At 70.3% G+C, this 25,021-nt stretch carries 26 protein-coding genes; 17 read left to right on the top strand and 9 right to left on the bottom strand.

The features are described from left to right. Window positions 1-3: 3 nt before the first annotated feature. From AC07FN_RS23780 to AC07FN_RS23790, 3 genes are read right to left on the bottom strand one after another with little or no spacing between them, the layout of a single operon-like run. Window positions 4-411: a nuclear transport factor 2 family protein gene (locus AC07FN_RS23780; protein WP_452614190.1), complete on the bottom strand. Its 408-nt coding sequence runs from the start codon at window positions 409-411 to the stop codon at window positions 4-6. Next, window positions 408-917, bottom strand: a complete 510-nt coding sequence (locus AC07FN_RS23785; protein ID WP_478397592.1) for a nuclear transport factor 2 family protein — start codon at window positions 915-917, stop codon at window positions 408-410. Before AC07FN_RS23785 ends, AC07FN_RS23780 begins: the two co-directional genes overlap by 4 nt. Window positions 918-932: 15 nt before the next feature. Next, window positions 933-1,787, bottom strand: a complete 855-nt coding sequence (locus tag AC07FN_RS23790; protein WP_478397593.1) for a TIGR03619 family F420-dependent LLM class oxidoreductase — start codon at window positions 1,785-1,787, stop codon at window positions 933-935. Between the two features lie 228 nt (window positions 1,788-2,015). On the opposite strand from AC07FN_RS23790, the gene AC07FN_RS23795 reads away from it, so the two are divergent. Beyond that, window positions 2,016-2,903 (top strand): IclR family transcriptional regulator, encoded by an 888-nt coding sequence (locus AC07FN_RS23795; RefSeq protein WP_478397594.1) that lies wholly within the window; start codon window positions 2,016-2,018, stop codon window positions 2,901-2,903. A gap of 55 nt (window positions 2,904-2,958) precedes the next feature. Here AC07FN_RS23795 and AC07FN_RS23800 read toward each other — a convergent pair whose 3' ends face one another. Then, window positions 2,959-3,540 (bottom strand): flavin reductase family protein, encoded by a 582-nt coding sequence (locus AC07FN_RS23800; protein ID WP_478397595.1) that lies wholly within the window; start codon window positions 3,538-3,540, stop codon window positions 2,959-2,961. A 223-nt stretch (window positions 3,541-3,763) separates the two neighbouring features. Between AC07FN_RS23800 and AC07FN_RS23805 the strand changes: the two genes are divergently transcribed. The 9 genes from AC07FN_RS23805 (at window position 3,764) to AC07FN_RS23845 (ending at window position 13,897) form a co-directional block, all read left to right on the top strand. Further along, window positions 3,764-4,630, top strand: a complete 867-nt coding sequence (locus tag AC07FN_RS23805) for an alpha/beta fold hydrolase (protein ID WP_478397596.1) — start codon at window positions 3,764-3,766, stop codon at window positions 4,628-4,630. Next, on the top strand, window positions 4,627-6,279 hold the full coding sequence (locus tag AC07FN_RS23810) for an FAD-binding protein (protein WP_478397597.1): 1,653 nt from the start codon (window positions 4,627-4,629) through the stop codon (window positions 6,277-6,279). Before AC07FN_RS23805 ends, AC07FN_RS23810 begins: the two co-directional genes overlap by 4 nt. 13 nt (window positions 6,280-6,292) lie before the next feature. Beyond that, on the top strand, window positions 6,293-7,336 hold the full coding sequence (locus AC07FN_RS23815; protein WP_478397598.1) for a 2Fe-2S iron-sulfur cluster-binding protein: 1,044 nt from the start codon (window positions 6,293-6,295) through the stop codon (window positions 7,334-7,336). A 162-nt stretch (window positions 7,337-7,498) separates the two neighbouring features. Continuing rightward, window positions 7,499-8,284, top strand: coding sequence for a 2-keto-4-pentenoate hydratase (locus AC07FN_RS23820; protein WP_478397599.1), 786 nt, complete (start codon window positions 7,499-7,501; stop codon window positions 8,282-8,284). Window positions 8,285-8,373: 89 nt separating this feature from the next. After that, complete coding sequence (locus AC07FN_RS23825; protein WP_478397667.1) at window positions 8,374-9,225, top strand: acetaldehyde dehydrogenase (acetylating); 852 nt, start codon at window positions 8,374-8,376, stop codon at window positions 9,223-9,225. Between the two features lie 7 nt (window positions 9,226-9,232). After that, window positions 9,233-10,279 (top strand): 4-hydroxy-2-oxovalerate aldolase, encoded by a 1,047-nt coding sequence (gene dmpG, locus AC07FN_RS23830; RefSeq protein ID WP_452614199.1) that lies wholly within the window; start codon window positions 9,233-9,235, stop codon window positions 10,277-10,279. After that, window positions 10,279-11,463 carry an acyl-CoA dehydrogenase family protein gene (locus tag AC07FN_RS23835; protein ID WP_478397600.1) on the top strand — a complete coding sequence of 395 codons (1,185 nt, stop codon included), beginning with the start codon at window positions 10,279-10,281 and terminating at the stop codon, window positions 11,461-11,463. Before dmpG ends, AC07FN_RS23835 begins: the two co-directional genes overlap by 1 nt. A 33-nt stretch (window positions 11,464-11,496) precedes the next feature. Next, the gene (locus AC07FN_RS23840; protein WP_478397601.1) at window positions 11,497-12,417 is read left to right on the top strand and encodes a VOC family protein; all 921 of its coding nucleotides are present in this window, start codon (window positions 11,497-11,499) and stop codon (window positions 12,415-12,417) included. A 7-nt stretch (window positions 12,418-12,424) separates the two neighbouring features. Then, window positions 12,425-13,897, top strand: a complete 1,473-nt coding sequence (locus tag AC07FN_RS23845; protein WP_478397602.1) for an FAD-dependent oxidoreductase — start codon at window positions 12,425-12,427, stop codon at window positions 13,895-13,897. Between the two features lie 251 nt (window positions 13,898-14,148). On the opposite strand, the gene AC07FN_RS23850 is transcribed toward AC07FN_RS23845, so the two are convergent. Beyond that, window positions 14,149-15,081 (bottom strand): helix-turn-helix transcriptional regulator, encoded by a 933-nt coding sequence (locus AC07FN_RS23850; protein WP_478397603.1) that lies wholly within the window; start codon window positions 15,079-15,081, stop codon window positions 14,149-14,151. Window positions 15,082-15,246: 165 nt separating this feature from the next. On the opposite strand from AC07FN_RS23850, the gene AC07FN_RS23855 reads away from it, so the two are divergent. Next, window positions 15,247-16,494, top strand: a complete 1,248-nt coding sequence (locus AC07FN_RS23855) for an MFS transporter (protein ID WP_478397604.1) — start codon at window positions 15,247-15,249, stop codon at window positions 16,492-16,494. Window positions 16,495-16,543: 49 nt separating this feature from the next. After that, on the top strand, window positions 16,544-17,566 hold the full coding sequence (locus AC07FN_RS23860) for a zinc-dependent alcohol dehydrogenase family protein (RefSeq protein WP_478397605.1): 1,023 nt from the start codon (window positions 16,544-16,546) through the stop codon (window positions 17,564-17,566). Between the two features lie 185 nt (window positions 17,567-17,751). On the opposite strand, the gene AC07FN_RS23865 is transcribed toward AC07FN_RS23860, so the two are convergent. Next, complete coding sequence (locus AC07FN_RS23865; protein ID WP_478397606.1) at window positions 17,752-17,970, bottom strand: hypothetical protein; 219 nt, start codon at window positions 17,968-17,970, stop codon at window positions 17,752-17,754. A 472-nt stretch (window positions 17,971-18,442) separates the two neighbouring features. Here AC07FN_RS23865 and AC07FN_RS23870 point away from each other — a divergent pair, with 472 nt between their 5' ends. The 3 genes from AC07FN_RS23870 (at window position 18,443) to AC07FN_RS23880 (ending at window position 20,159) form a co-directional block, all read left to right on the top strand. Continuing rightward, window positions 18,443-19,294, top strand: a complete 852-nt coding sequence (locus AC07FN_RS23870; RefSeq protein ID WP_478397607.1) for a helix-turn-helix domain-containing protein — start codon at window positions 18,443-18,445, stop codon at window positions 19,292-19,294. Next, a complete protein-coding gene (locus AC07FN_RS23875) occupies window positions 19,291-19,467 on the top strand; it encodes a DUF397 domain-containing protein (RefSeq protein WP_478397608.1) in 177 nt (58 codons plus the stop codon). The genes AC07FN_RS23870 and AC07FN_RS23875 overlap by 4 nt, the downstream gene beginning before the upstream one ends. A gap of 143 nt (window positions 19,468-19,610) precedes the next feature. Then, window positions 19,611-20,159 (top strand): dihydrofolate reductase family protein, encoded by a 549-nt coding sequence (locus AC07FN_RS23880; RefSeq protein WP_478397609.1) that lies wholly within the window; start codon window positions 19,611-19,613, stop codon window positions 20,157-20,159. 171 nt (window positions 20,160-20,330) lie between these two features. On the opposite strand, the gene AC07FN_RS23885 is transcribed toward AC07FN_RS23880, so the two are convergent. The 3 genes from AC07FN_RS23885 to AC07FN_RS23895 are packed head-to-tail and all read right to left on the bottom strand — an operon-like array spanning window position 20,331 to window position 22,552. Next, complete coding sequence (locus tag AC07FN_RS23885) at window positions 20,331-21,131, bottom strand: SDR family NAD(P)-dependent oxidoreductase (protein ID WP_478397610.1); 801 nt, start codon at window positions 21,129-21,131, stop codon at window positions 20,331-20,333. After that, the gene (locus AC07FN_RS23890) at window positions 21,132-21,404 is read right to left on the bottom strand and encodes a ferredoxin (RefSeq protein WP_478397611.1); all 273 of its coding nucleotides are present in this window, start codon (window positions 21,402-21,404) and stop codon (window positions 21,132-21,134) included. It lies immediately after the preceding gene. Further along, window positions 21,404-22,552: a 3-ketosteroid-9-alpha-monooxygenase, oxygenase component gene (locus tag AC07FN_RS23895; RefSeq protein ID WP_478397612.1), complete on the bottom strand. Its 1,149-nt coding sequence runs from the start codon at window positions 22,550-22,552 to the stop codon at window positions 21,404-21,406. Before AC07FN_RS23895 ends, AC07FN_RS23890 begins: the two co-directional genes overlap by 1 nt. A 149-nt stretch (window positions 22,553-22,701) precedes the next feature. Between AC07FN_RS23895 and hsaA the strand changes: the two genes are divergently transcribed. Both hsaA and AC07FN_RS23905 read left to right on the top strand, forming a co-directional pair. Further along, window positions 22,702-23,868: a 3-hydroxy-9,10-secoandrosta-1,3,5(10)-triene-9,17-dione monooxygenase oxygenase subunit gene (gene hsaA / locus AC07FN_RS23900; RefSeq protein ID WP_478397613.1), complete on the top strand. Its 1,167-nt coding sequence runs from the start codon at window positions 22,702-22,704 to the stop codon at window positions 23,866-23,868. A gap of 251 nt (window positions 23,869-24,119) precedes the next feature. Next, window positions 24,120-24,752: a TetR/AcrR family transcriptional regulator gene (locus AC07FN_RS23905; protein ID WP_478397614.1), complete on the top strand. Its 633-nt coding sequence runs from the start codon at window positions 24,120-24,122 to the stop codon at window positions 24,750-24,752. Window positions 24,753-25,021: the final 269 nt, after the last annotated feature.

The following is a 25,021-nucleotide window of genomic DNA, read 5'->3' on the forward strand; positions in this document are numbered from 1 at the left end:
TGCTCAGGCCGGTCGGAGCACCGCGAAATCGCCCAGGGTGATCCGCATGTCGAACGTGCGCGACGACAGCCGCCATCCGCCGGGCGTGCGCACCCAGCGGTCGTCGTACTCGCCCATGCACTCGAAGAACCGCCCGGCCATCGGCCCGGCCCCGACGTGGTGCACGCGCGCGTAGGTGAGCGAACGCGCGGTGTCGCCGTCCACCGCCACCCGGTGGTTGCCGAGCAGGTGCTGCGTCGGCCCGCACCCGTCGAGGTGATCGCGCATCTGCCGCACGATCGCCTCGACGCCGTCCCGGCTGTACCCGTGGGCGTCCGGTAGGAAGGTGGCCTCGATGGCTGCCCAGTCCCGTGCGTCGATCGCAGCCGCCAGCTCGGCGAGCCGCTCCACGATCTCCTCCCGGGCGGTCATTCCGCCTCCACCGCAACGGGATCGAGCGCGGCGAGCAGTCGCGGCGACTCCTCGCGGCCGTCGAGCACCCGGCCCGTGCGGCGGGTGACGCGCCAGCCCGCCGGGCCGCGCCGCAGCTGCCAGCGGTTGGCGGTGGCGCGGCGCACGACGAACTCCCCGCCGTTGTGCACCACCATCAGCGAGTGGCCCACGGCGATGGCCTCGTCGCCGTCGACGGTGATGTGCGCGGGGCCGAGGAAGTGGGCGCAGCCGCCCTCGATCCAGCCCTGGTGCGTCGCGCCGGTGACCATCGCGGCGATCTCGGCGCGGCCGTTCATCGACCACCCGTCGACCTCGTACGCGCCGTCGGGTTCCCAGCGGTCGGCCACCGCCTCGGCGCTCCCGCTGTCGACCAGCGGGCCGTAGCTCGCGATGAGCCGGGCGATCTCCTGCTGGTCTTCGAGCCGCCGCAGGCGCTCCTCCAGCGCGGCGAACCGCTCGGCAAGATCGATGGATTCCTCAGCCATCGGTACCTCGTCCCGTCAATCGAGGCCGGCCGCGATGCCGGCCAGGGCTTCGAGCTGCTCGCAGTAGTGGTCGGCGGATCGCGCCCGCAGCTGGGCGCCGACGAGCGTGGCGCCCGCTTCGCGCACCTGCACCAGCGCCGCCTCGGCTGCCGTCGGCTTTTCCATCGGGTCCAGCGCGCCGGAGGAGAGCACGACCTCGAAGTCCGCAGGCAAGTCGACCTTGGCCAGCATCTCCCGCAGCTGAGCCGTGTCGAGGCCGAAGGGCGCCCAGCCGTCGCCGTGCTTCGCCGCGCGGCGGAGGGAGCGCAGCGTCCGGCCGCCGATCCACATCGGCACACGGGCTTGCACGGCGTGCGGCTCCACGACGAAGCCCGCGTAGTCGTAGTGCTCGCCGTGGTACTCCGGTTCCCGCTGCGACAGGCTGGCCCGCAAGGCGGCGAGGGCGTCGTCGGCTCGGGAGCCCCGTCCCTCGAACTGCGCGCCGATCAGCGCGAATTCCTCTTCCAAGCTGCCCACGCCGAGCCCGAGCACCAGGCGGCCGCCCGACACGCGGTCGAGGGTGCCGTAGCGCTTGGCGATCTCCAGCGGGTGGTGGTAGCCGAGCACCAGGACCTGCGTGGCGAGGCGGATCCGCGTGGTGCGCGCGGCCAGGTACCCGAGCGTGGCCAGCGGGTCCCAGTAGGTCGCGCCGCGCTGCTCGGCGACCTCCCGGGGAATGCCCACGTGCTCGCTGCACGTCAGGTGGTGGAAACCCAGCCGGTCGGCGGCCTCGGCGATCCTGCCGAGCTCCTCGATGCCCGCAGTGCGCTCCCACTCCGAATGCACGCCGGGCACCTGCGTCACCACCGGGCTTGCGATGCCGACTCTCATCTGCAGACCTTTCCTCGCACGGCACCGGTCCCACCGGGCCGTCGACAAGGTTTAGCCCAGCCGCCTCGGCGAACTCCCGGCTCGTCCCGGTCACCGGGAGCCGGCGGCCGCCCGGAACACGGGCGAAACCCCGGCGGGAGGCTTCCGCAGCTCGCGCGCCGCTGCTACCGTTCCAAGGAAGAATTCATTTCAGTTTTACCTCCGGTACGCCGGGCCGAGGGGAGAACCATGACTGTCCCTTTCGCTCGCGAGAACGCTGACTCCCCGCGCCGCGAGCTGCCGCCGTCGATGGTGGAGCGGATGACGCTGATCCTCGACTCGTTCGAGCGCTGCGCCGCTCGGCTCACCCTGGAAGACGTGGCTCGGCGCACGCATCTTCCCAGGTCGACCGCGCATCGGATCCTCGATCAGCTGGTCCGGCTCGACTGGCTCCGGCACAGCGCCGCCGGCTACTCGCTCGGGCGCCGCGCGCTCAGCCTCGGCGGCCAGGCCAACGCCCACGACGAGCTCCGCGGCGCCGCCGCACCGCTGCTCCACAACCTCCAGATGAAAACTGGAATGGTCGTTCACCTCGCGGTGCTGGAGCGCGGCGAGATCCACTACCTTGACAAGGTGGGCGGCCGGTTCGCCGCGTCGGTGCCCTCGTGCGTCGGCGGCCGGGCCCCGGCGCACTCGACCGCCCTGGGCAAGGCGATCCTGGCCGGGCTCGCGCCCGAGACCGTGGACGAGCTGCTCGGCGACCGCATCGGGCGGCTGACGGACCGGACCATCGGCGACATCGGCACCCTGCACCAAGAGCTCAACCGCATCCGGCGCCGCCGCGGTCTCGCCTTCGAACGGGGCGAGTGCATTCCCTCGCTCGCCTGCGCGGCGGCCGCCGTCCGCGGCCCGGAGGGACCGGTGGGCAGCATCTCCCTGGTGGGCTACGTCAAGGCGCCGTTGGAGAAGGTGGCGCCGCTGGTGGTGGACGCCGCCAGGACGGTGTCGGACGTGCTCTACCCGGCCGCGGTGAAACCGCGCTCCTGCCGCAAGATGCGCGTGGTCGCGCCCGAGAAGACCTGGTCGACCGCGACGCTCGACCGGATGATGGCGGCCGGATCCGGCGACTGGCTCTGACCGCCGGGCGCCGGATTCCGGCCGCGCCCGGCGGAAACCCGGTGTGCACGGCGGCTCAGGCCCAGGTGTCGCCCCAGCCCCAGGCGTCCGGCATGACGAGCTCCGGCTCCGGGGCGATCCCGAACTTGCCCCGGAAGAAGACCATCGGCGGCGCGTCGGCGGGCGTCTCCAGCTCCAGCACCCGGCCGATCACCACGTCGTGGTCGCCGGCGGCGTGCACGTCGTGCACCTCCGCGTGCACCCGCAGGAGCACGCCGGGCAGCGCCGGGCTGCCCCACCGGGACAGCTGCCAGGGCAATCCCTCGAACTTGGCTCCCCGGCTGGAACCGAACCGGTCGCACAGGTCGTTCTGCCGCTCGGCGAGCACGTTCACGCAGAAGCGCCCGGCGTCGCGGATCCGCGGCCAGGACCGGCCCCGGTGGTCGGCGCAGAACAGCACGAGCGGCGGTTCCAGGGACACCGAGGCGAAGGACTGGCAGGCGAAGCCCACCGGCTCGCCGTCGTACCCGGTCACCACCGTGACGCCGCTGGCGAAGGTACCCATCGCCCGCCGCATCTCCAGCGGCGTGGGCGCCACCGCCGCGGGGGCGTCGTCCACCGTCACCTGAGGATCTTCCGCTGCACGCTGGGTGTTCACGGGACCGACGTTATGCGCGCGGTTGCGGCGTTCTCGCCGCGTCGTCCCGTTGAGCGGGAGGCACCTCCGGGGCCCCCGGAAGCGGATTCCGCGTGCGGTCGCGATCCCGTTGGCCGGGAGCCCGCGATCCCGCTGATCGGGAGTTCGTGACGCCCGACCGGGGCACCCGCGCTTAACGTGCAGCGGCGAAACCCCTGAAAGTCCTCGAGAGCTTGGGCGTGAGATGACGGAACTGAACTACGAGTCCACGCTGCGCGAGCTGCAGACGGACCGCGGTGTCCTGCGCTACCACGAAGCCGGCGACGGGCCGCCCCTGCTGATGCTGCACGGGTCCGGCCCCGGCGTCACCGGGTGGCGGAACTTCCGCGGCAACCTCCCGGTCTTCGCCGAGCACTTCCGCTGCCTGGTCCTGGAATTCCCCGGCTTCGGCGTCAGCGACCCCACCGACGAGCACCCCATGGTCGCCGCCCCCGAGGCCGTCCGGCGCTTCCTGGACGGCCTCGGCCTCCAGCAGGTGGACGTGATCGGCAACTCCATGGGCGGCATCGTCGCGACCCGGTTCGCCATCGGCCAGCCGGACCGCGTGCGCCGGCTCGTCACCATCGGCGGGATCGGCCGCAACATCTTCAGCCCCTCGCCGGGCGAGGGCATCAACCTGCTGATGGAGTTCACCGAGGAACCCACGCGGGAACGGCTCGTGGCGTGGCTGAACTCCATGGTGTACGACCGGTCGCTGGTGACCGAGGAGCTGATCGAGGAGCGCTGGGCGCACGCCACCGATCCGAGCACCCTCGCCAGCGCGCGGAAGATGTACGGACGCAAGGCTTTCGAGGCCGTCGCCGCCGCCGCGGCGATGTCCGACGAGCCGCCGTACTGGGCGATGCTGCACAAGGTCCGCGCCAGGACGATGATCACGTGGGGACGCGACGACCGGGTCAGCCCGGTGGACATGGCGCTGATCCCCATGCGCACGATTCCCGACGCCGAACTGCACATCTTCCCCAACTGCGGGCACTGGACGATGATCGAGCAGAAGGAAGCCTGGGAGAGCGCGGTGCTGGCATTCCTGACGCGGAAGGACGCGCCGTGACCGCGTCCTGGGACCACGAGTTCGACCTCGTCGTCGTCGGCTCCGGCGGCGGCGGGATGACCGCCGCGCTCACCGCCACCGACGCGGGCCTGTCGACGGTCGTCGTCGAGAAGGCCGGGAAGTACGGCGGCAGCACCGGGATGTCCGGCGGCGGCATCTGGATCCCCAACAACCCCGTGCTGAGGGCGAAGGGCCACGACGACAGCCGCGAGTCGATCCGCCGGTACCTGGACCTGCTCACCGAGGGCAAGGTGCCGGCCGCCCGCCTCGACGCCTACGTCGACCACGGCCCCGCGGCGATGGAACTGCTGTGCCGCAGCAGGTGGATGCGGTTCTACTGGACCAAGGGGTACGCCGACTACCACCCGGAGTACGAGGGCGGCCGGCCGATGGGGCGATCCGTCGAGCCGCTGCCGTTCGACACGCGGAAGCTCGGCGCGGACGAGGAGTTCCAGCGCCCCAACAGCATGAAGGACCCGCTGGGTCTGTGGGTCACCGGCAAGGACTACCACGACCTGGCCATGGTCAAGCGCACCTGGCGGGGCCGCTGGGCGTCGGTGATCGCCGCCTGGCGGGTGTCCTCCAACGTCGTCCGGCGGCGGCACATGTCCACCGGCGGCCGGGCCCTGGTCGCGCGGATGCGGATGGCGCTCAAGGACGCCGGAATCCCGCTGTGGCTGCGGACGCCGATGACCGACCTGGTGGTCGAGGACGGTCGCGTGACCGGTGTCGTCGTGCGCCGCGACGGCAAACAGCAGCGCATCCGCGCGCGCCGCGGCGTGCTGCTCGCGACCGGCGGCTTCGACCACAACAGCGAGATGCGGGCGGAATACCTGCCCGAGGGCGGCCAGGAGAACCACAGCCTCGGCGCGGTGGAGAACGTCGGGGACGGCATCGCCGCGGGCCGGAAGCTGGGCGCGGCCCTGGACTTCATGGACGACGCGTGGTGGATGCCCTCGGTCGAACATCCCTCGGGCGCCACGATCCCGCTGGTCTCCGAGCGCGCCATCCCGGGCCAGATCATCGTGTCGGCGGACGGGAAGCGGTTCACCAACGAGTCGGCCCCGTACACGAACTTCGTGCACGCCCAGCTGGCGGGCAAGCACCGGCCGATCTGGTTCATCATGGACGCCAGGGCGCGCGCGAGGTACCCGTTCGCGCAGATCCTGCCCGGCATGCCGTTCCCGCAGAGCTTCTACGACGCCGGCATCGTGCACCGGGCCGGCACGATCGCGGAACTCGCGGAACGCATCGACATCCCGGCGGACGCGCTGCAGCAGACCGTCGACCGGTTCAACGGCTTCGCCCGCGCGGGAAAGGACGCGGACCACGGCCGCGGCGACAGCGCCTACGACCGCTACTACGGCGATCCGACGCTGAAGAACCCCAACCTGGACGCGATCGACAAGGCGCCGTTCTACGCGGTGCGGGTCGAGGCCGGCGATCTCGGCACGAAGGGCGGCCTGGTCACCGACGAGCACGGCCGGGTCCTGCGCGCGGACGACTCGGCGATCGAGGGCCTCTACGCCACCGGCAACACCACCGCGTCGATCATGGCCAACGAGTACGCGGGCCCCGGCGCCACCATCGGCCCGTCCATCGTCTTCGGCTACATCGCGGCGAAGCACGCCGCGGGAGTTCTCGGATGAGGCGGGAGGAAACATGACGCCGCCAACGGTGTGGAAGCTTCGCGTCGTCGAGGTGATCCGGGAGACCGCCGACGCGCACACCCTGGTCCTGGAGCACTCCGAGCGGCCGGGCGAGCCGTTCGGCTACCTGCCCGGCCAGTTCCTGACCATCCGGATCCCCTCGGACCGGCCGGGCGGTGCCGCCCGCTGCTATTCGCTGTGCAGTTCCCCGGTCTGCGACGAGAAGCTGAAGGTCACGGTCAAGCGCACCAAGGACGGCTACGGCTCGAACTGGATCTGCGACAACGTCGTGGCGGGCGGCGTGCTCGACGTGCTGAGCCCGTCGGGCACGTTCACACCCGCGTCGCTGGACACCGATCTGCTGCTCGTCGCCGCCGGCAGCGGGATCACCCCGGTGCTCTCGATCCTCAAGTCCGCCCTCCGCGCGGGCGCAGGCCGGATCACCTTGCTCTACGCCAACCGGGACGAGAACTCGGTGATATTCCGCGACGAACTGCAGACGCTCGGGCTCGACGAGCACGGCGACCGGCTCACCGTGCTGCACTGGCTGGAATCCGTGCAGGGGCTGCCGACCGCCGCGGGCGTGCGGGAGCTGCTGCGGCCCTATGCCGACCGCGAGGCTTTCGTCTGCGGGCCCAAGGTGTTCATGGACCTGGTGCTCGAATCGCTGACCGCGCTCGGCGCGCCGCCGAAGCGGGTGCACGTCGAACGCTTCACCTCGCTGACCGGCGATCCGTTCGCCGCCAACGAGAATCCGCCGGAGATCAGCCCGGACGGGCCGGTGAGCGAGGTCGAGGTGACCCTCGACGGGGAAACGCGCACCGTGTCGTGGCCCCGGAGCAGCAAGCTGCTCGACGTGCTCCTGGCCGCGGGCCTGGACGCGCCGTACTCCTGCCGGGAAGGCGCCTGCAGCGCTTGCGCCTGTGTGCTGCTCGAAGGCGAGGTCGACCTCGAGCGCAACGAAGTGCTCGACGACACCGACCGCGCGGAGGGCATCATCCTCGGCTGCCAGGCAGTGCCGCTCACCGACCGGCTGAAGTTGACCTACGACTACTGACCGGACGGGGTCCCGGTGAGCGGGCGGGAGAACCCGCGGTGCGATCCCGCACCGCGGGTTTTCGCTTGTCCGGAAGGAGTTCTGCGACGACCTCGCGGCGGGTGGTCCCGGTGAGCGGGAGAGGAATCCCAGCTGAGCGGGATCGGCTGGCACCGTTCAGGCATGCTCGATGCGACAACTCGACAGGCTGCCGCCGACGCCCTCCGGGCCGCGCAGTCCGATCGCGCGCCGATCGATCCGCTCACCGAACGGTTCCCCGGCATCGACGTGGTCGACGCCTACGAGATCCAGCTGCTGAACATCCGCAGGCAGCTCGCCGCCGGTGCGGTGGTGCGCGGTCACAAGGTCGGGCTGTCGTCCCCCGTGATGCAGCGGATGATGGGCGTCGACGAGCCCGACTACGGCCACCTCCTCGACACGATGTTCCTGGCGGAGGACCGCGCGGTGGAAACCGCGCGCTACTGCTACCCGCGCATCGAGGTCGAGATCGGCTACGTCCTGGGCGATTCGCTGCCGAGCGAGGGGTGCACGGAGGAGGACGTGCTCGCCGCCACCGAGTACGTCGTCCCGAGCCTGGAGCTGATCGACAGCCGGATCGGGGACTGGCGGATCGGCCTCGCCGACACCATCGCCGACAACGCCTCCTCCGCGGGCGTCATCCTCGGCGCCGCCCGGGCCAAGCCCGGCGAGCTGGACCTCGCCGACATCGAGGCGGTGCTGTTCTCCGGCGGCACGGAGATCGCCCGCGGGAACACCAGCGCGGTGCTCGGGAACCCCACCACCGCGGTGGCCTGGCTGGCCCGCAAGGTCGCCACCTTCGGCGTCCGGCTCGAAGCTGGGCACGTGATCCTGCCGGGCTCGTGCACCAGGGCCGTCGACGTCGCGCCGGGCGAGGAGTACCGCGCCGACTTCACCGGCCTCGGGTCGGTCACGGCCCGGTTCGCGTGAGGCGCACCGGGAACCTGGAAAGGACGAATGGAACAGTGACCAAGGCGACCGCTGCCATCGTGGGCTCCGGCAACATCGGCACCGACCTGATGTACAAGCTGCTGCGCTCCGAAACCATCGAGCCGCGCTGGATGATCGGCGTGGACCCCGACAGCCCCGGCCTCAAGCGCGCGGACGGCGAGGGGCTGATCAGCTCCGCCGAGGGCGTCGACTGGCTGCTGGCGCAGGACGAGCAGCCGGACATCGTGTTCGAGGCGACCTCGGCCTACGTGCACCGGGAGAACGCGCCGAAGTACGCCGAGCGGGGCATCCAGGCGATCGACCTGACCCCGGCCGCGCTGGGGCCCGCGGTCGTGCCCGCGGTCAACCTCGGCGAGCACCTCGACGCGCCCAACGTCAACCTGATCACCTGCGGCGGCCAGGCCACCATCCCGATCGTGCACGCCGTCTCGCGCGTGGTGGAGGTCGCCTACGCCGAGATCGTGGCCAGCGTCGCCTCGCCGTCGGCCGGGCCCGGCACCCGGGCGAACATCGATGAGTTCACCATCACGACCTCGCGCGGCATCGAGGAGATCGGCGGTGCGCGGCGGGGCAAGGCGATCATCATCCTGAACCCGGCCGAGCCGCCGATGCTGATGCGCGACACCGTGTTCTGCGCGATCCCGGCGGACTGCGACCGGGACGCGATCGCCCGGTCCGTCCACGAGGTCGTCGCGAACGTCGCGAGCTACGTGCCGGGCTACCGGCTGCGCGCCGAGCCGCAGTTCGACGATCCGTCCACTGTGAACGGTGGCATGGCCCGCGTCGCGGTGTTCCTCGAAGTGGAGGGCGCCGGCGACTTCCTCCCGCCGTACTCCGGGAACCTCGACATCATGACCGCCGCAGCGGCCGGCGTCGGCGCGGGCTTCGCCCGGCGGATCCGCGCGCAGAAGGGGCAGTGAGAAACCCATGGCCTACAGCACCGATCTCGACATCAGGATCACCGATTCCTCGCTGCGCGACGGTTCGCACGCCAAGCAGCACCAGTTCACCGCCGAGCACGTGCGGGACATCGTGGCGGCCCTCGACGGCGCCGGGGTCCCGGTCATCGAGGTGACCCACGGCGACGGCCTCGGCGGCTCGTCGTTCAACTACGGCTTCAGCCACACCCCCGAGCAGGAGCTGATCAAGACCGCGGTGGCCACGGCCAAGCGCGCCAAGATCGCCTTCCTGATGCTCCCCGGCGTCGGGGTGAAGGACGACATCCGCGCGGCGGCCGACAACGGGGCGGCCATCTGCCGGATCGCCACGCACTGCACGGAGGCCGACGTCTCCGTCCAGCACTTCGGGCTCGCCCGCGAGCTGGGCCTGGAGACGGTGGGCTTCCTGATGATGTCGCACAGCCAGCCGCCGGAGGTGCTGGCGCAGCAGGCCCGGATCATGGCCGACGCGGGCTGCCAGTGCGTCTACGTCGTGGACTCCGCGGGTGCGCTCGTGCTGGAGGACACCAGCGAGCGGATCGCGGCGCTGGTCGCGGAGCTCGGCGACGACGCCCAGGTCGGCTTCCACGGCCACGAGAACCTGGGCCTCGGCGTGGCCAACTCCGTGCTCGCCGTGCGCGCCGGGGCGACCCAGATCGACGGCTCCACCCGGCGCTTCGGCGCCGGCGCCGGGAACACCCCGGTCGAGGCGTTCGTCGCGGTCGCCGAGAAGCTCGGCATCCGCACGGGTGTCGACACCCTGAAGATCATCGACGCCGCCGAGGACGTGGTCCGGCCGGTGATGGACGGCGAGTGCCTGCTCGACCGGCTCTCGCTGACCATGGGCTACGCCGGTGTCTACTCCAGCTTCCTCAAGCACGCCGACCGCGCCGCGAAGAAGTACGGCGTCTCCGGCGCCGAAATCCTCGTCGAGGCGGGCAAGCGCAAGCTGATCGGCGGCCAGGAGGACCAGCTGATCGAACTCGCCGTGGGCCTCGCCGCTCGCGGCTCCGACACCGAAGCGAGGGCCAGCTGATGTCCAACCCGGTTCTGACGGCGGTCGAAGAGCGCGCCGAGGAGATCGCCGCGGCCGCCGCCTCGAACGAGCGGCTCGGCAGGCTCGACGACCGAGCGGCCAAGGTGCTCCGCGAGACCGGTGTGATCAAGATGCTGCAGCCCGTCCGGTACGGGGGAGCGGAGGCGCACCCGGCCGAGTTCGCCGAGACGGTGATGAAGGTCGCGAGCCACGACGGCTCCACCGGCTGGGTCGCGGGCATCGTCGGGGTCCACCCGTGGGAGATGGCGATGGCCGATCCCAGGGTGCAGGAGGAGATCTGGGGCGAGGACACCGACACGTGGATCGCCTCGCCGTACGCCCCGCTGGGCGTGCTCAAGCCGGTCGAGGGCGGTTACGTCTTCAACGGGCACTGGCAGTTCTCCTCCGGGACCGACCACTGCGACTGGATCTTCCTCGGCGCCTTCATGGGCGACGAGGAGGGCAACGTGGCCCAGCCGCCGGAGTCCTACCACGTGATCCTGCCGCGGTCGGACTACGAGATCGTCGAGGACTCCTGGGACGTCGTGGGACTGCGCGGCACCGGCAGCAAGGACGTCATCGTCAAGGACGCGTTCGTCCCCTCGTACCGGGTGATCCCGTTCAGCACGATGCTCGACGGGTCGGCGCCCCGGGACGCCGGGCTGGACAACCCGACCTACCACGTCCCGTTCACCACGGCCTTCCCGCTGGGCATCACCTCCGCGGTGATCGGCATCTGCGAGGGCGCCCTGGCGCACCACATGGCCTACCAGCAGAAGCGCGTGCAGATCACCGGCACCAAGATCAAGGACGATCCCTACGTGCTGTTCGCGATCAGCGAGGCGGCGGCCGAGATCCACGCCTCCCGCGTCGCGTTGCTCGACAACGTCTCCCGGATCTACGACAAGGTGGCCGCGGGCGCGGAGATCGGCTTCGAGGAGCGCGCGGTCAGCCGCCGTACCCAGGTCGCCGCGGCGTGGCGAGCCGTCCGCGCGATGGACGAGATCGTCGCCCGCTCCGGCGGCAACGGCCTGCGCATGGACAACCCGATCCAGCGCTTCTGGCGCGACGGCCACATGGGCATGGTGCACGCCATCCACGTCCCGGGCGCCGTCTTCCACGTGTCCGCGCTGACCGAACTCGGCATCGAGCCGCCGCCGGGCCCGATGCGCTCGATGATCTGACCGCCCCGCCGCACAGAGATAGGAAGGACGCACATGCCCCAGATCCGCGGCCTCGGATACCTCACGGTGCAGACCCGGGACATCGACCGCTGGCGCGAGCTCACGGTCGACGCCCTCGGGCTCCAGGAGACCACCGGTCCCCACGCCGACGGGCTCTACCTGCGCATGGACGAGCGGGCCGCCCGGCTGGTCGTGCTGCCCGGCGACACCGACAAGGTGCTCGCCGTCGGCTGGGAGGTGCGCGATCAGTTCGGGCTCGCGGCCGTCGGCCGCGACGTGGAGGCGGCAGGAACGGCGGTCAAGGCGCTGTCGCAGGCCGACTGCGACGAGCGGCGCATCGAGGCCGGGATCGCCTTCGAGGACCCGACCGGCACTCCCGTCGAGGTGTTCTTCGGGCCGGTGCTCGACCACAGCCCGGTCGTCACCAAGCACGCCCACCGGTTCGTCACCGGCGATCAGGGCATGGGCCACGTGGTGCTGCCGACGATCTGTCCACAAGAGACGGTCGAGTTCTACACCGAGGTGCTCGACTTCCTGCCGAGAGGCGCTATCCGCGTCGGCGGCGGAACCGCGGACACCCCGCCGCGCCGGGTGCGGTTCATGGGCGTGAACCAGCGCCACCACAGCCTCGCGGTCTGCCCGGCCCCGCACGGCGAGCCGCCGGGCCTGGTGCACCTGATGGTCGAGGTCGAGGAGATCGACACCGTGGGCCGGGCTCTCGACGAGGTCAACCGGCGCGGCTTCTCGCTGTCGTCGACCCTGGGCAGGCACACCAACGACAAGGCGATCTCCTTCTACGTCCGCGCGCCCGGCGGCTGGGACATCGAGTACGGCTGCGACGGCCTGCTCGTCGACGAGACGTACTACACGGCGGAGGAGATCACCGCGGACAGCTACTGGGGCCACGACTGGTCCGGCTCCGAACCGCTCGCGGCGTTCAGCCAGGAAGGGTGAGCCGCCGATGAGCCCCCGGCCGGTGCACCCGGTGCCGCTGTCGCAAGTGGAAGCGTTCGACCACGAAGCCGACGTCCTCGTCGTCGGCTTCGGGTGTGCCGGCGCGGCGGCCGCTTTCGAGGCGGCCTCCGCCGGTGCCGACGTCATCGTCCTGGAACGCGCCGGGGGCCCTGGCGGGTCCTCGGCGCTGTCCGGCGGCGAGCTGTACCTCGGCGGCGGCACGCGCGTCCAGCGGGCGTGCGGTTTCGACGACACGCCGGACGAGATGTTCGCCTACCTCGAAGCGGCCCTCGGCCCGCACGCCGACGCGGAGAAGCTGCGGCTGTACTGCGACGAGAGCGTGGAGCACTTCGAGTGGCTCTGCGTCCGCGGGCTGACCTTCGAGGAGTCGATGTACGACGCCCCGAGCTGGATGCCGCCGACCCGCGACGGCCTGATGTGGCTGGGCGAGAATGCCTGGCCCTACAACACGATCGCGCGGCCGGTCCCGCGCGGCCACCGGCCCGCCGCGGAGAACTTCGGCGGCTGGCTGATCATGGAGCGCCTCGCGTCGGCCGCGCACGAGGCCGGGGCGCGGACGCACGCCGACACGCTCGCCACCGCGCTCGTCGTCGACGAGTCCGGGCGGGTCGTCGGGGTGGTGGCGAGCAACTACGGCAAGACCGTCCACTACCGCGCCCGCCGCGGCGTGGTGCTCACCACCGGCGGCTTCGTGGACGACGAGGAGATGCTCGCCGACCACGCGCCGGTGCTGCTCGGGCACGGCAAGGTCAGCGACGGCCTCGACGACGGCAGCGGGATCCGGATGGCCGCCGCCCTCGGCGCGGCCACCCGGCGGATGGCGCAGGTGGAGGCGGCGCTGACCGCGCTGCCGGCGATGGTCTGCCGCGGCATGCTCGTCAACGCGCGGGGCCAGCGGTTCATCAACGAGGACGTGTACCCGGGCATGTTCAGCCACGCCGCGCTGCACAACCCGGCGCCGTGGTGGGTGATCATCGACGAGGCGGGCTACGACGCCATTCCCGAGCGCGACCTCTGGGGCGTGCGACCGCAGCACGTCGCCGAAACCCTTGCAGAGCTGGAAGACGAGCTCGGCATGCCGGCAGGTGCGCTCGAAACGACCGTCGCGACGTACAACCGGCACGCCGTCGAGGGCGACGACCTCCACTTCCACAAGAACCCGGCGTGGCTGCGCGAGCTCAAACCGCCGTTCGCGGCGGTGAACCCGGCGCTCGGGTTCAACCCGGGAGGCGGCGACGCGGCGCCGCCGGGGACGGGCATCGCCGGGTTCACGCTCGGCGGCCTGCACACCACAGTGGACGGTGCCGTGCTCGACGTCTCGGGCAAGCCGATCACGGGGCTTTTCGCGGCAGGGCGGGCGAGTTCCGGAATCCACGGCGAAGGCTACGTGAGCGGCACGTCACTGGGCGACGGAACGTTCTTCGGCCGCCGCGCGGGCCGCACCGCCGCAGCGGGCTAACCGCGACTGGCGCGGCGGCGACTCCTGGTAGCGGCCCCAATCCTCGTGAGTGTTCGCGCCGGTAAGAACCGGAGTGAGCACTCACGAGGCTGTTCGGGGCTCCTCGATGAGCTGCGGCAGTTCCCGCCGTCGTCTGGTCGGCCGGCATGCAGGCGAACGGCTTGGTCCCGGAAGTGACCTGGAAAGTGGCGCGCGGTTCCTCGCTTGCCACCGGCCGGTCCACTGCGGACATCGCGACGCGGAGCAGGACGTCAGTGCTCGGGGTGCTGGGATGGCGACCGCCCGGCTTGGTCGTCGGCCGTGGCAGCGGCTTCGCCGAGGTGGATGGCGGCCCAGGTGGCCAGGAGGGTCATGGCATCGGCCGAAGGGCTGCCGGGTTCGGGGCTGTAGATGGTGAGGACCAGGCCGGGGTCAGCGGGCAGCGGCATCGTCTCGTAGGTGACCGTGATGTCGCCGACGACGGGGTGGTGGAAGGTCTTGGTGCCGGTGTAGTGCAGGCGCACGTTGTGCTTGGCCCAGCGCACCCGGAATTCCTCGCTGCGGGTGGACAATTCTCCGACCAGATCGGAGATGCCCCGATCGTAGGGGTCGCGGCCGGCGTCGGTGCGCAGCAGGTTGACCGCGCTGTCGGCCATCCACTCCCAGTCGGGGTAGAAGTCCCGCGCTCGGGGGTCGAGGAAGCAGAACCGGACGAAGTTGACCGGTTGGCCGGGGTCGGGGTGCAGCGGGTCCGGATAGAGCGGGGAGTAGAAGGCGTAGGCCAGCTGGTTGCCGCAGACGAAGTCGTGGCGGGCGTTGCGGACGAAAGCGGGCACGGTTATGGCGTCCACCATGCGCTGCACCATCGGCCGGATGGTCTTCGTGCGGCGGGGCCGGGGCCGCTGCGGGCTGGTGGTGGCGCTGCGGTGCAGGTCGAACAAGTGGGAGCGCTCGGCCTCGTCCAGTTGCAGTGCGCGGGCGATCGCGTCGAGCACCGATTCGGAGACGCCGTTGACCTTCCCGCGCTCGATCTGCGTGTAGTAGTCGACCGAAAGCCCGGCCAAGGTGGCGACCTCCTGGCGGCGCAGTCCGGGCACGCGGCGCTTGGCGGCGTCGTAGACCGGCAGCCCGACCTGGTCGGGGGTGATCCGGGCCCGTCGCGACGCCAGGAACTCGCCGATCTCCGCGTGGTGCTGCTTGCCCATGCCGCCGACGTTACGACGCCCGTTCCACCGCTGCCAGGTTCTGCGAGGGGGGTGCTGCCAGCACCCCCCTGAACGCCGCCTCCCACACCCGCGACGTGCGGCGTTTCCTTGGGCATCGGGGTCCGCTGCGGACCCGATGAAGAGCCACCTGGAGGGACGGAGACGTTGAGCACATCGCTGCGGGGTGCCACGAGCAGCACGCGGACGCCGGGACTGGTCTACGTGATCGCGGCGGGCATCTTCCTGATGGGCACCACCGAGTTCATGATCGCGGGGCTGCTTCCCGAGGCGGCTGCCGACCTGGGCGTGGACGTCGCGCAGGCGGGCCTGTTGGTGTCCGCTTTCGCGGTCGGGATGATCGTCGGCCCGCCGGTGATGGCGTTGGCCACGCTGCGCCTGCCCCAGCGGGCGACGTTGGTGCTGTCGCTGGTGGTGTTCGCGGTGGGGCACGTCGTGGCGGCGTTGAGCGGTTCGTTCGCCGTGGTGACCGTCTCGCGGGTGGTCACCGCGCTGGCCACCGGGACGTTCTGGGCGGTGGGTGCCGTGGTGGCCACCACGGCCGCCGGTCCGGGGGCGAATGCCCGGGCGCTGTCGGTGATGTCGGGCGGGCTGAGCCTGGCCGTGGTCGCCGGTGTGCCGCTGGGCACCTTCGTCGGGCAGTACACCGGTTGGCGGGGCCCGTTCTGGATGCTGGCCGGCCTGGCGCTGCTGGCCATCGTGGCGGTGCTGCGATTCATGCCGGCCGCCACCGGCCCTCAGCGCGCCGAGGTCACGGTGCGCGGGGAGCTGGCCACGCTGCGGCCGTGGCGGTTGTGGGTCGTGCTGGGCGCGATCGGGCTCGCTCAGGCCGGGTTCCTCGGTGCCTACAGCTACATCAGCCCGCTGCTCACCGACGGCGCCGGCATCCTGGTCGAGTTCGTGCCGCTGGTGCTGGTCGGGTTCGGGGTCGGTGCGCTGGTGGGCACGGCCGTGGGCGGTCGTCTCGGCGACCGTCGTCCGCTCGCGACCGTCGCCGGAGCGTTCGCGCTGACGTCGTTGTTGCTGGTGCTGATCGTGTTCAGCTCGACCCGGTCGACGGTCGTGGTCGCGCTGGTCGTCCTGCTCGGGGCGTCGGGGCTCGGGGCCAACCCGGTGCTGATCGCCCAGACGCTGCGTCATGCGGGCAACGGTTCGACGTTGGCCTCCTCGCTGGCGACCGCGGCGTTCAACCTGGGCACCGCCGTCGGCGCCGCCGTCGCCGGGACGACCCTGGCGACGTCGTGGGACCTGGTCGGACCCGCCGCGCTGGGCGCTGTCCTGACCGGTGCCGCGCTGCTGCCGATCGGACTGCTCGCGGCTGCCACAACTCGGCGCGCGCCCGGAGGCCGTCATGAACGCGAAGACGACACACCTGTTCCTGCTGCGGTGAGTTGACCCGGAAATGCCGGTTATCCGCAGAAGTTGTTCGCACGAGGAGAAAATCATGCTTGGTGCTGTGATGCACGCCCCCGGTGATGTTCGGGTGGAAGAGCGGGAAGACCCGAAGATCCTGCAACCGACCGACGCGATCATCCGCCTGTCCGCGGCGTGCGTGTGCGGCTCGGACCTGTGGCCGTACCGGGGAATCGAGCAGATCAGCGGCCCGACGCCGATGGGCCACGAGTACGTCGGCATCGTCGAAGAGGTCGGCGGCGACGTCGAGAACATCAAGCCGGGTCATTTCGTGGTCGGCTCGTTCTTCGCCTCCGACAACACCTGCGAGGTGTGCCAGGCCGGTTACCAGAGCTCGTGCGTCCACCGGGTGGTCATGGGCTCCATCGGGACCCAGGCGCAGCTGCTGCGCGTTCCGCTCGCCGACGGCACGCTCGTCGCCACCCCGGAGCTGCCGCCGGCGGATCTGATCCCGAGCCTGCTCACCGCCTCCGACGTGCTCGGCACCGGCTGGTTCGGCGCGGTGGCAGCCGAGGCGGGCCCGGGCAAGACGGTCGCGGTCGTCGGTGACGGGGCGGTGGGGCTGCTCGCGGTGCTGGCCGCGAAGCAGCTCGGCGCGGAGCGGATCATCGCGATGAGCCGCCACGAATCCCGCCAGGAGCTCGCCCGCGAGTTCGGCGCCACCGACATCGTCGAAGAACGCGGTGACGAAGGCGTGGCCAGGATCAAGGAGCTGACCGGCGGGCTGGGCGCGCACAGCGTGGTCGAGGCGGTCGGCACCCAGGAGTCGATGATGCAGGCCATCCGCTCCGCCCGGCCGGGCGGGCACGTCGGCTACGTCGGCGTCGCCCACGACGTCGCGCTGCCCGGTGACGAGTTGTTCTTCTCCCACGTGCACCTGCACGGCGGTCCGGCCCCGGTGCGCCAGTACTTGCCGGAGCTGATCGACCTGATCTGGCGCCGGGAGATCGATCCCGGCAAGGTCTTCGACCTCACCCTCCCGCTGGAGAAGGCGGCCGAGGGCTACCGGGCGATGGACGAACGCCGCGCCATCAAGACCCTCCTCACCTTCTGACACGGCTTCTCCTCCCCGGTGAGCGCCGAGGGCTCCAGTCCTCGTGAGTGTTCGCGCCGGTAAGAACCGGAACGAACACTCACGAGGCTGCGGTGCCCGGTAGCCGGGCGGGGTCGGGGGCAAGCCCGGCTACCGGGAGGATCGGCGCGCTGGGGTCGGGGAGGTGCGCGCCGATCCGGTCAGGGTCAGGCGGCTCTCGACGAGGCGCCTTCAGGTGGAGCGCCGAGGCGGTGGCGGCCGGTGTACTCGGCTTCGCGTTCGGTCTCGATGTCCTGGATGAGCTGCCAAACGCCGTAGGCGTCCTCGCCCGCATCGCCGTGCTGCGGGTTCGACGCCGGGATGAGCAGCATCGCGAAGATGACGACGTTGAACGCGATGAGCGTGCCCAGCTGCAACCAGAACATGACGCCTACCTTGTCACCGTCCGATGTGGTCAGATCACCGTTCTCGCTTGATGCACTGCTGTTTCCGCAAGTGCCGCACCGCCGCGCCGGATCGTGCTGGATTCGAGGCGTGCTTGCCTGCTTCCGCGATCCGCACGCAAACCGAGCAGCGCGGCCGGGTCGTGGTCGGATGCCCGACGGCGGCCCACATCACCTCGGCCCCGCACTCGCCAGAGCCGCCGGGCCGAAGCACGAGGTGCGTGTCCAACGCCCGCAATCCAGGCGAAGGCAACCACCGAGGCCACACCTTCCAACACCAACGAAACCACCTCCACGACGTTCTTCGGCTACATTGGGCCGTGATCGCTTCGCAACCGGTCACGAACCACCCAGGTCAATTAATTCCTGGTCACGGGCTGAGACCGCAAGCTCGTTGCCCTCAACCTTTTGGGTGGTATCCGAAATGGCTCAAGAACGCCGTAAGCTGTGGAACGTGGGCGACACCGCTGGTACACCGCGAACTCGCGCGCTAGCCGCCGCATTGCGGGGCGCGCTCGACGACTCCGATCTGACAGCGCGGCAGGCCGGGCGCCTGCTCGACAAGTCCCACAGCACGATCTCGCAGTGGCAGACGGGCAAGCGAGTGCCGACTACCGATGACGTCTCCGCGTTTCTCGCCGTGCTCGGTGTGACCGGCAAACGGCGACGGCAGATCCTCGACCTGGCTCGCAATGCACGTGAGTCGAACTGGCTCGCCGGTGGTGCCTCGGAGCAGCTGGCAGGCATCGTCGAATGCGAACGAACTGCCATCGAGATCGTCGACTGGTGCCCGCTCGTCGTATCCGGACTCCTTCAAACCTACGAGTATGCGAAGGCCATCATCGGTGATGACGATGCCTTGGCGCCGCACGTGGTCGAGACGCGCGTAAAGCTCCGACTCGACCGCCAGGACCAACTGGCGCAACGCGATGATCGATCAGTTGATCACACCGTGCTGATCGGCGAGCCCGCGCTTCGTCAGTGCATCGGTGGGAAGGCAGTTCTCAGCGAGCAGCTTCGCAGGTTGGTGGAGCTCAACGGGAAGAACGGGACGACGATCCAGATCGTGCCGACCGGTGGCGGATGGCATCCCGGCTTGATGGGGCCGTTCGTCATCTACGGTTTCGAGGAGTCGCCGGCGATCATCGCGATCGAGAACCACCGGTCGTCGGTGTTCCTCTACGAAGACGACGACGTGGTGACCTACCGGCGCGCATCGGCAGCGATTCGCCGCGCCGCGATCAGTCCCGAAGATTCATCAGCGTTCGTCCTCGATGTGGTCCGAGAGTTGGAGGCAAGCGGATGATCAAGCAAACCCAGTGGCGCAAGAGCAGCTACAGCGGCCAAGAAACGCACTGCGTCGAGTTATCCAGCCCGCTCGGGTTGATCCGGGACTCGAAGGATCCGGAGGGGCCGCGTCTGGACGTCGATGTCGCTGGTTTCCTGCGGGCCGTCAAGGCCGGGCGTTTCGAGCGGTGAGCAGGTGGGTCTCGTGAGTGCTGAAACCGGTTCTTACCAGTCTCAGCACTCACGACCCCGCTAGTGGTATGTCGCTCCCCGGAGCCCACGTTCAGCGAGGCGAACAGGTCCGTCGTGCACCCCATCGGCAGTACTCTTGCGAGATGCGACCTCTCCGGTACTCCATCAACGTCACATTGGACGGGTGCTGCGATCATCGTGCAATCCCCGCGGACGAAGACTTGCATCGTCACCACGCCGGGAATCTCGACCAGGCCGATGCCCTCCTCTTCGGCCGGGTGACTTACGAAATGATGGAATCGGCGTGGCGGCAGCCGGAGCCGACGGGAGCGGGACCTGATGGGGTGGATCCCTTCGCCCAGACGATCAACGCGGCGAAGAAGTACGTCGTGTCGAGCACCCTGGAGCAGGTCGATTGGAACGCGGAACTCGTGCGCGGGGATCTGGGCGAGGCCGTTCAGCGCCTCAAGCAGGAGTCGGGCAAGGGACTGCTCGTAGGAGGCGTGAAGCTCCCACTGGCGTTGACGGAGCTGGGATTGATCGATGAGTACGAGTTCGTGGTGCATCCCAGGCTCGCGGGCCACGGGCCGACGTTGTTCGCGGGACTGTCGAAGCATGTCGACCTGAAGCTCGTCAGTCGGCTGGAGCTCGGCTCGGGGGCAGTGGCGATGCGGTACGAGCCGAGAAGGTAGCCATCGGGCTTGCTGGCCGGAGTCGACCGGATCATGGAGCCCTGGTTCGCGGCTCTTGCGCGCCCCACAACCGCGGTCCATTGAGGACATTGCCGGCGATCCGCCCGAGCGACGCGGGAAACCGCGGTCCAGGTGCTCGGCAGGCCCTGGGCTGCGGTGATCCGTGCCGCGTCAGGCCTTCGCTTCGGGTGGTAGCAGGCGTTTCGACGCCTCGCGGGCGCCCAGTGCGAGCTCCGCCCGGTTGGGGCCGCTGCGCTTCTCCGCCGCCTCGGCGTTGCCGCCCGCCACCCACACCGGGCCGTGCGGCAGCTGTTCGAGCCCTTCCCGGGCCACGTCGTCGGATTCCGCGACGTTGAGGCCCGGGATGTCGAAGTTGAGTCCGGCGCGCTCCATCGCCGGTGTCCGGGTCACGCCGAGCACCAGCTCCAGGACGTCCACGCCGTGCTCCCGCAGTTCGAGCCACAGGCCCTCGGCGAACACCCGGGAGAACGCCTTCACCGCCGAGTAGACGCTGATCTGCGCCTGGCCCAGGTAGCCCGCCATCGAGCCGACCAGGACCACCCCGCCACGGCCCCGCTCCTTCAGCAGCGCGCCGAAGTGGTGGGTGAGCGCGAGCTGTGCGGTGATGTTCAGGTCGATCACGCCGCGCACGCGGTCGAGGTCGCCCGTGACGAACTCGTGGCCATAGGTGTTGGCGCCCGCGTTGAAGATCAGCAGACCGACGTCGAGGTCGTCGGTGACGTCCCTGATGGCCCGCAGTGCATCCGGGTCGAGCAGGTCGAGCTCCAAGGCGCGCACCTGCACGCCCTTGGCCCGCACCGCATCGGCGGTGGCCTCCAGCGGCCCCGGTTTCCGCGCGATCAGCACCGGGTTGATCCCGGCGTCGGCGAGCCGGTGGGCGAACGAGGCGCCCACGCCTTCGGATCCGCCCGCGATGACCGCCCATGGTCCGTACTTCGTGGTGTCGAGCACTCAGTCCTCCGCCTGGATCGCGATCTCGCCGCGGGCCGCCGCTGCGCACACGGAATCCCGCAATGCCTTGCAGCCGCTGAAGAACCGGCCGTTCGGCCCGGAGCCCGGCTGTGCGTCGCGGCGCTCCGCGCAGGCCCGGACGGCGTCTTCGTGCCACTGGATGCTGGTCTGGTCCCAGCTGCTCTTGCGGACCTCGACGCGGCCGCCGCAGGCGCCGCACTGCACGGACTGCATGGGCGAATCGGCGAGCCGGCCGTCTGTGCGCACCGCCATCAGATCACCTGCGCCTTGCGGGCCAGGTTCTCCTCGACCTCGCGGCGCCAGGCCTCGTTGGGCCGGGTGGTGTCGATCTCGAACTCGAACCGCTCCACCATCTCGGGCGTCACGTCCGCGACGTCGACGTAGAACTGCTCGTACCACCGGCGCAGCTGGTAGACCGGGCCGTCCTCCTCGCACAGCAGCGGGTTGTCGATGCGGGTCTTGTTCTTCCAGATCTGCACGTCCTGCTCGAAGCCGATCTTGATGAAGTCGCCCATCTTGCGGGCCATCTCGTCCGCGTCCTCGCCGCGCATCCGGTCGGAGCGCTTGACGATGATCCCGTACTGCAGCACGAAGGAGTTCGCGGTGACCGGGTAGTGGCAGTTGATCAGCACCGACTCGACGTCGCCGTCGCTGTAGTGGTACGTCAGGTCGTCGATCATGAACGACGGGCCGTGGTAGGCGGCCACCGACGTGTTGCCGAGCATGCGGGGCGCGCCGCTGCCGGACTCCTGCGGGCGGGCGTCCTCCCGCCCGACGCCGTTCTGGATCTGGGTCGCGGTGTGGCCCTCGAAGATGTTCTTGAAGTACGTCGGGAACGAGTAGTGGACGTAGAAGAAGTGCGCCATGTCCACCACGTTGTCCACGATCTCGCGGCAGTGCGCGTTCTCGATGGTGACCGAGTACCACTGCCAGTCGGTCCACTCGTCGCTGGTGGCGCCTTCGATGCGCGGGATGGTCACGTCTGCGGGCGGCGGATTGCCCTCGGGGTCGTTCCACACGAAGAACATCCCGGCCTGCTCCAGGGTCGGCCACGCCACCGTCCGCGCGCGCAGCGGAACCCGGCGCGCGTAGGGGATGCTCTTGCACTTGCCGTCGCCGCCCCACCGCCAGTCGTGGAACGGGCAGGCGATCTCGTCGCCCTTGACCGAGCCCTGCGACAGGTCGCCGCCCATGTGCCTGCAGTACGCGTCGAGCACGTTCAGCTCGCCGTGGGAATCGGCCCAGACCACCAGTTTCTGGCCGAACGCCTGCACCGTGTGCGGCTCGCCGTCCTTGAAGTCCTTGGCGAGCCCGAGGCAGTGCCAGCCGCGTGCGAACCGGGTGGGCGCCTCGTCCACCTCGATCTGCCGGACCTCCTCCACAGCGGTCATGCTCGTCATCCCTTCCCGTGAGCAGTGGGTCACCGCGAAGGTAGGCGGAGGCGGCCACCGGAACCGCCGGTGATCCCACTCACCGGTACCTTCCGGAGACCGCTGCCGACGGCAGGCCGCACGATGGGGAACCCCGATGCCGCAACGGGAGGACGAGCATGACCGACGAGGTGCTGGAGCGGGTCCGCGACGTCCTGCCGGCGATCGAGAAGCGGACCCGGACAGCGGAGGAGGACCGGCGGTTGCCGGCGGAGACGGTGGCCGACCTGGTGTCGGCCGGCGCGTTCCGGATGCTGCAGCCGAAGCGCTACGGCGGCCTGGAAAGCGATCCCGTGCGCTTCTACGAGGTGGTCCGGGAAGTGTCCACAGTGTGCGGTTCCAGCGGCTGGGTGCTCTCGATCCTCGGCGTGCATCCCTGGCACGTCGGCCTGTTTCCCTGCGAAGCCCAGGACGAGGTCTGGGCGGGCGGCCCGGACGTGCTGATCTGCTCGTCGTACGCGCCCATCGGCCGCCTGACCGCGGTCGAGGGCGGTTACCTGCTCAGCGGCCGGTGGGGCTTCGCGTCCGGATGCGACCACGCGAGCTGGGCGCTGCTCGGCGGGCTGGTCGTCGGCGAGGAGGGGCGGCCGGTCGACTTCCTCAGCGTCCTGGTGCCGCGCGCGGACTTCCGGGTGCTGGACGTGTGGGATCCGGTGGGGCTGCGCGGCACCGGGAGCAACGACATCGTCGTGGACAAGGCGTTCGTGCCCGCGCACCGGATCGTCCGCAACTACGACGTGTCGCAGCTGCGCGCCCCCGGCCGGGCGGTGAACCCGGGCCCGCTGTTCGCGCTGCCGTTCGGCGCGGTGTTCACGACCGCCGTCGCCGCACCCGTCGTGGGAGTCGTGTCGGGCTGCTACGAGACCTACGTGTCGGCCATGCGCGACCGGGTGCGGCTGAGCCTCGGCGGCGGCCGGTTCGTGGAGGACCAGGGCGCGCAGGTGGCAGTGGCGCGGGCGGCGTCCGAGATCGACGCGGCGGTGCTGCAGCTGGACCGCAACATGACCGACCTCTACGACCACGCGGTCCGGGACGCGGAGATCCCGATGGAGCTGCGGCTGCGCGCCCGCCGGGACCAGGTGCGCGCCACCGAGCGCGCGTTGGTGGCGATCGACCTGCTGTTCCAGAGCGCGGGCGGGAACTCGCTGCGCCGGGGGAATCCCATCGAACGGGCCTGGCGCGACGCGCACGCGGGTAGCACGCACGTCGCCAACGACCCGCAGCGCGCCCTGGCGCTGTACGGCATGGGCGCGTTCAGCCTCCCCGTCGAGGACACGCTGGTCTGATCGCCTGCCTCCGAGTCGAACTCGATGGTCTTCCTCCGGCAAGGAGACCAGCGCGGGAGAATGCGCCACGACCGCCTCCTGCCGTTCGGCGACCGTGGTCGCGTCCTCCGCGCTGATCCGATCGCCGGCGGGCAAGGCGGAAGCCCGTGGTACGGGGCCCGCCCGTCCCGGTGAGCGGTACGTTGGCGGAGACGGCCACGAGGCGAACCCGCACAATCAGATGTCGATGCGGATCAACCGAGGGGGGACACGTGCCGAGAATCGCCGAGGCCCGGCCGGCCGCGGAGCCGAGCTCGCAGGAGCAGAAGGCGCGCCAGCGCCGGATCCTGCGCGCCGCCGCAGGCCTCGCGGCCGAGCGAGGGCTCGACCGCGTGCAGATGCATGACGTGGCCAAGGAAGCAGGCGTCGCGATCGCCACGCTCTACCGCTACTTCCCCTCGAAGACGCACCTGTTCACCGCCGTCATGGCGGAACAGGTCGAGCAGCTGGACAAGCTGGCGCGGCCGCCGCGCGCGGATCAGGACCCGGTGGACGCCGTGTGCGAACTGCTGCTGCGGTCCACCCGCCAGCTGCTGAGCAAGCCGTTGCTGGCCAGCGCGATGATGCAGTCCAACGTCCAGGCCAACGCGGCGACGGTGAACGAAGCCATCCGCATCGACAAGATGATGAACGAGGCGGTGTTCCGGATGCTCGGCATCGAGAGCCCGACGGCCCGCGACGTCCGCCTCGTGAGCCTCGTCATCGAGTGCTGGTACGGAATGCTGAGCTCGGCGCTCAACGGCCGGATCTCGATGGCGGACGTCGAGGTGGAGATCCGGCTCGCCTGCGGCCTCCTCCTAGCGGCCCGCTCGAACGCACCGAAACCCGCTGCCCTGGAAGACTGACCCCTCCGCTCATCCCTCCCCGCACCTCGCCCGGCGGACCGAACTCCCGACCTCGTTCCCGCAATTTCCATTGAAATCGAACCTTCGATTTCAATGGAAATTGCGGACCAGGTCGGGCGGGACCACCGGCCGACCCTGGATCAACGGCCGATCCCGGGCGATCGGCCGATCCCGGGCCACCGGCCGACCCTGGACCACCGGCTTGATCCCCTCGGGTGGCCCGGGTTCCGTCTTCGGTCCGCAATTTCCATTGAAGTTGGACCTTCGAT

The sequence above is a fragment of the Saccharopolyspora sp. NPDC045941 genome, from assembly GCF_056431445.1.

What these genes read in the sequence shown, in the direction of transcription:
- AC07FN_RS23890 (WP_478397611.1), bottom strand. Translation starts at nt 21,404, where the DNA reads ATGGCGGTGCGCACAGACGGCCGGCTCGCCGATTCGCCCATGCAGTCC.
- AC07FN_RS23860 (WP_478397605.1), top strand. Translation starts at nt 16,544, where the DNA reads ATGCTTGGTGCTGTGATGCACGCCCCCGGTGATGTTCGGGTGGAAGAG.
- AC07FN_RS23865 (WP_478397606.1), bottom strand. Translation starts at nt 17,970, where the DNA reads ATGTTCTGGTTGCAGCTGGGCACGCTCATCGCGTTCAACGTCGTCATC.
- AC07FN_RS23895 (WP_478397612.1), bottom strand. Translation starts at nt 22,552, where the DNA reads ATGACGAGCATGACCGCTGTGGAGGAGGTCCGGCAGATCGAGGTGGAC.
- AC07FN_RS23835 (WP_478397600.1), top strand. Translation starts at nt 10,279, where the DNA reads ATGTCCAACCCGGTTCTGACGGCGGTCGAAGAGCGCGCCGAGGAGATC.
- AC07FN_RS23875 (WP_478397608.1), top strand. Translation starts at nt 19,291, where the DNA reads ATGATCAAGCAAACCCAGTGGCGCAAGAGCAGCTACAGCGGCCAAGAA.
- dmpG (WP_452614199.1), top strand. Translation starts at nt 9,233, where the DNA reads ATGGCCTACAGCACCGATCTCGACATCAGGATCACCGATTCCTCGCTG.
- AC07FN_RS23825 (WP_478397667.1), top strand. Translation starts at nt 8,374, where the DNA reads ATGTACAAGCTGCTGCGCTCCGAAACCATCGAGCCGCGCTGGATGATC.
- AC07FN_RS23815 (WP_478397598.1), top strand. Translation starts at nt 6,293, where the DNA reads ATGACGCCGCCAACGGTGTGGAAGCTTCGCGTCGTCGAGGTGATCCGG.
- AC07FN_RS23850 (WP_478397603.1), bottom strand. Translation starts at nt 15,081, where the DNA reads ATGGGCAAGCAGCACCACGCGGAGATCGGCGAGTTCCTGGCGTCGCGA.
- AC07FN_RS23785 (WP_478397592.1), bottom strand. Translation starts at nt 917, where the DNA reads ATGGCTGAGGAATCCATCGATCTTGCCGAGCGGTTCGCCGCGCTGGAG.
- AC07FN_RS23780 (WP_452614190.1), bottom strand. Translation starts at nt 411, where the DNA reads ATGACCGCCCGGGAGGAGATCGTGGAGCGGCTCGCCGAGCTGGCGGCT.
- AC07FN_RS23795 (WP_478397594.1), top strand. Translation starts at nt 2,016, where the DNA reads ATGACTGTCCCTTTCGCTCGCGAGAACGCTGACTCCCCGCGCCGCGAG.
- AC07FN_RS23840 (WP_478397601.1), top strand. Translation starts at nt 11,497, where the DNA reads ATGCCCCAGATCCGCGGCCTCGGATACCTCACGGTGCAGACCCGGGAC.
- hsaA (WP_478397613.1), top strand. Translation starts at nt 22,702, where the DNA reads ATGACCGACGAGGTGCTGGAGCGGGTCCGCGACGTCCTGCCGGCGATC.
- AC07FN_RS23820 (WP_478397599.1), top strand. Translation starts at nt 7,499, where the DNA reads ATGCTCGATGCGACAACTCGACAGGCTGCCGCCGACGCCCTCCGGGCC.
- AC07FN_RS23880 (WP_478397609.1), top strand. Translation starts at nt 19,611, where the DNA reads ATGCGACCTCTCCGGTACTCCATCAACGTCACATTGGACGGGTGCTGC.
- AC07FN_RS23790 (WP_478397593.1), bottom strand. Translation starts at nt 1,787, where the DNA reads ATGAGAGTCGGCATCGCAAGCCCGGTGGTGACGCAGGTGCCCGGCGTG.
- AC07FN_RS23845 (WP_478397602.1), top strand. Translation starts at nt 12,425, where the DNA reads ATGAGCCCCCGGCCGGTGCACCCGGTGCCGCTGTCGCAAGTGGAAGCG.
- AC07FN_RS23805 (WP_478397596.1), top strand. Translation starts at nt 3,764, where the DNA reads ATGACGGAACTGAACTACGAGTCCACGCTGCGCGAGCTGCAGACGGAC.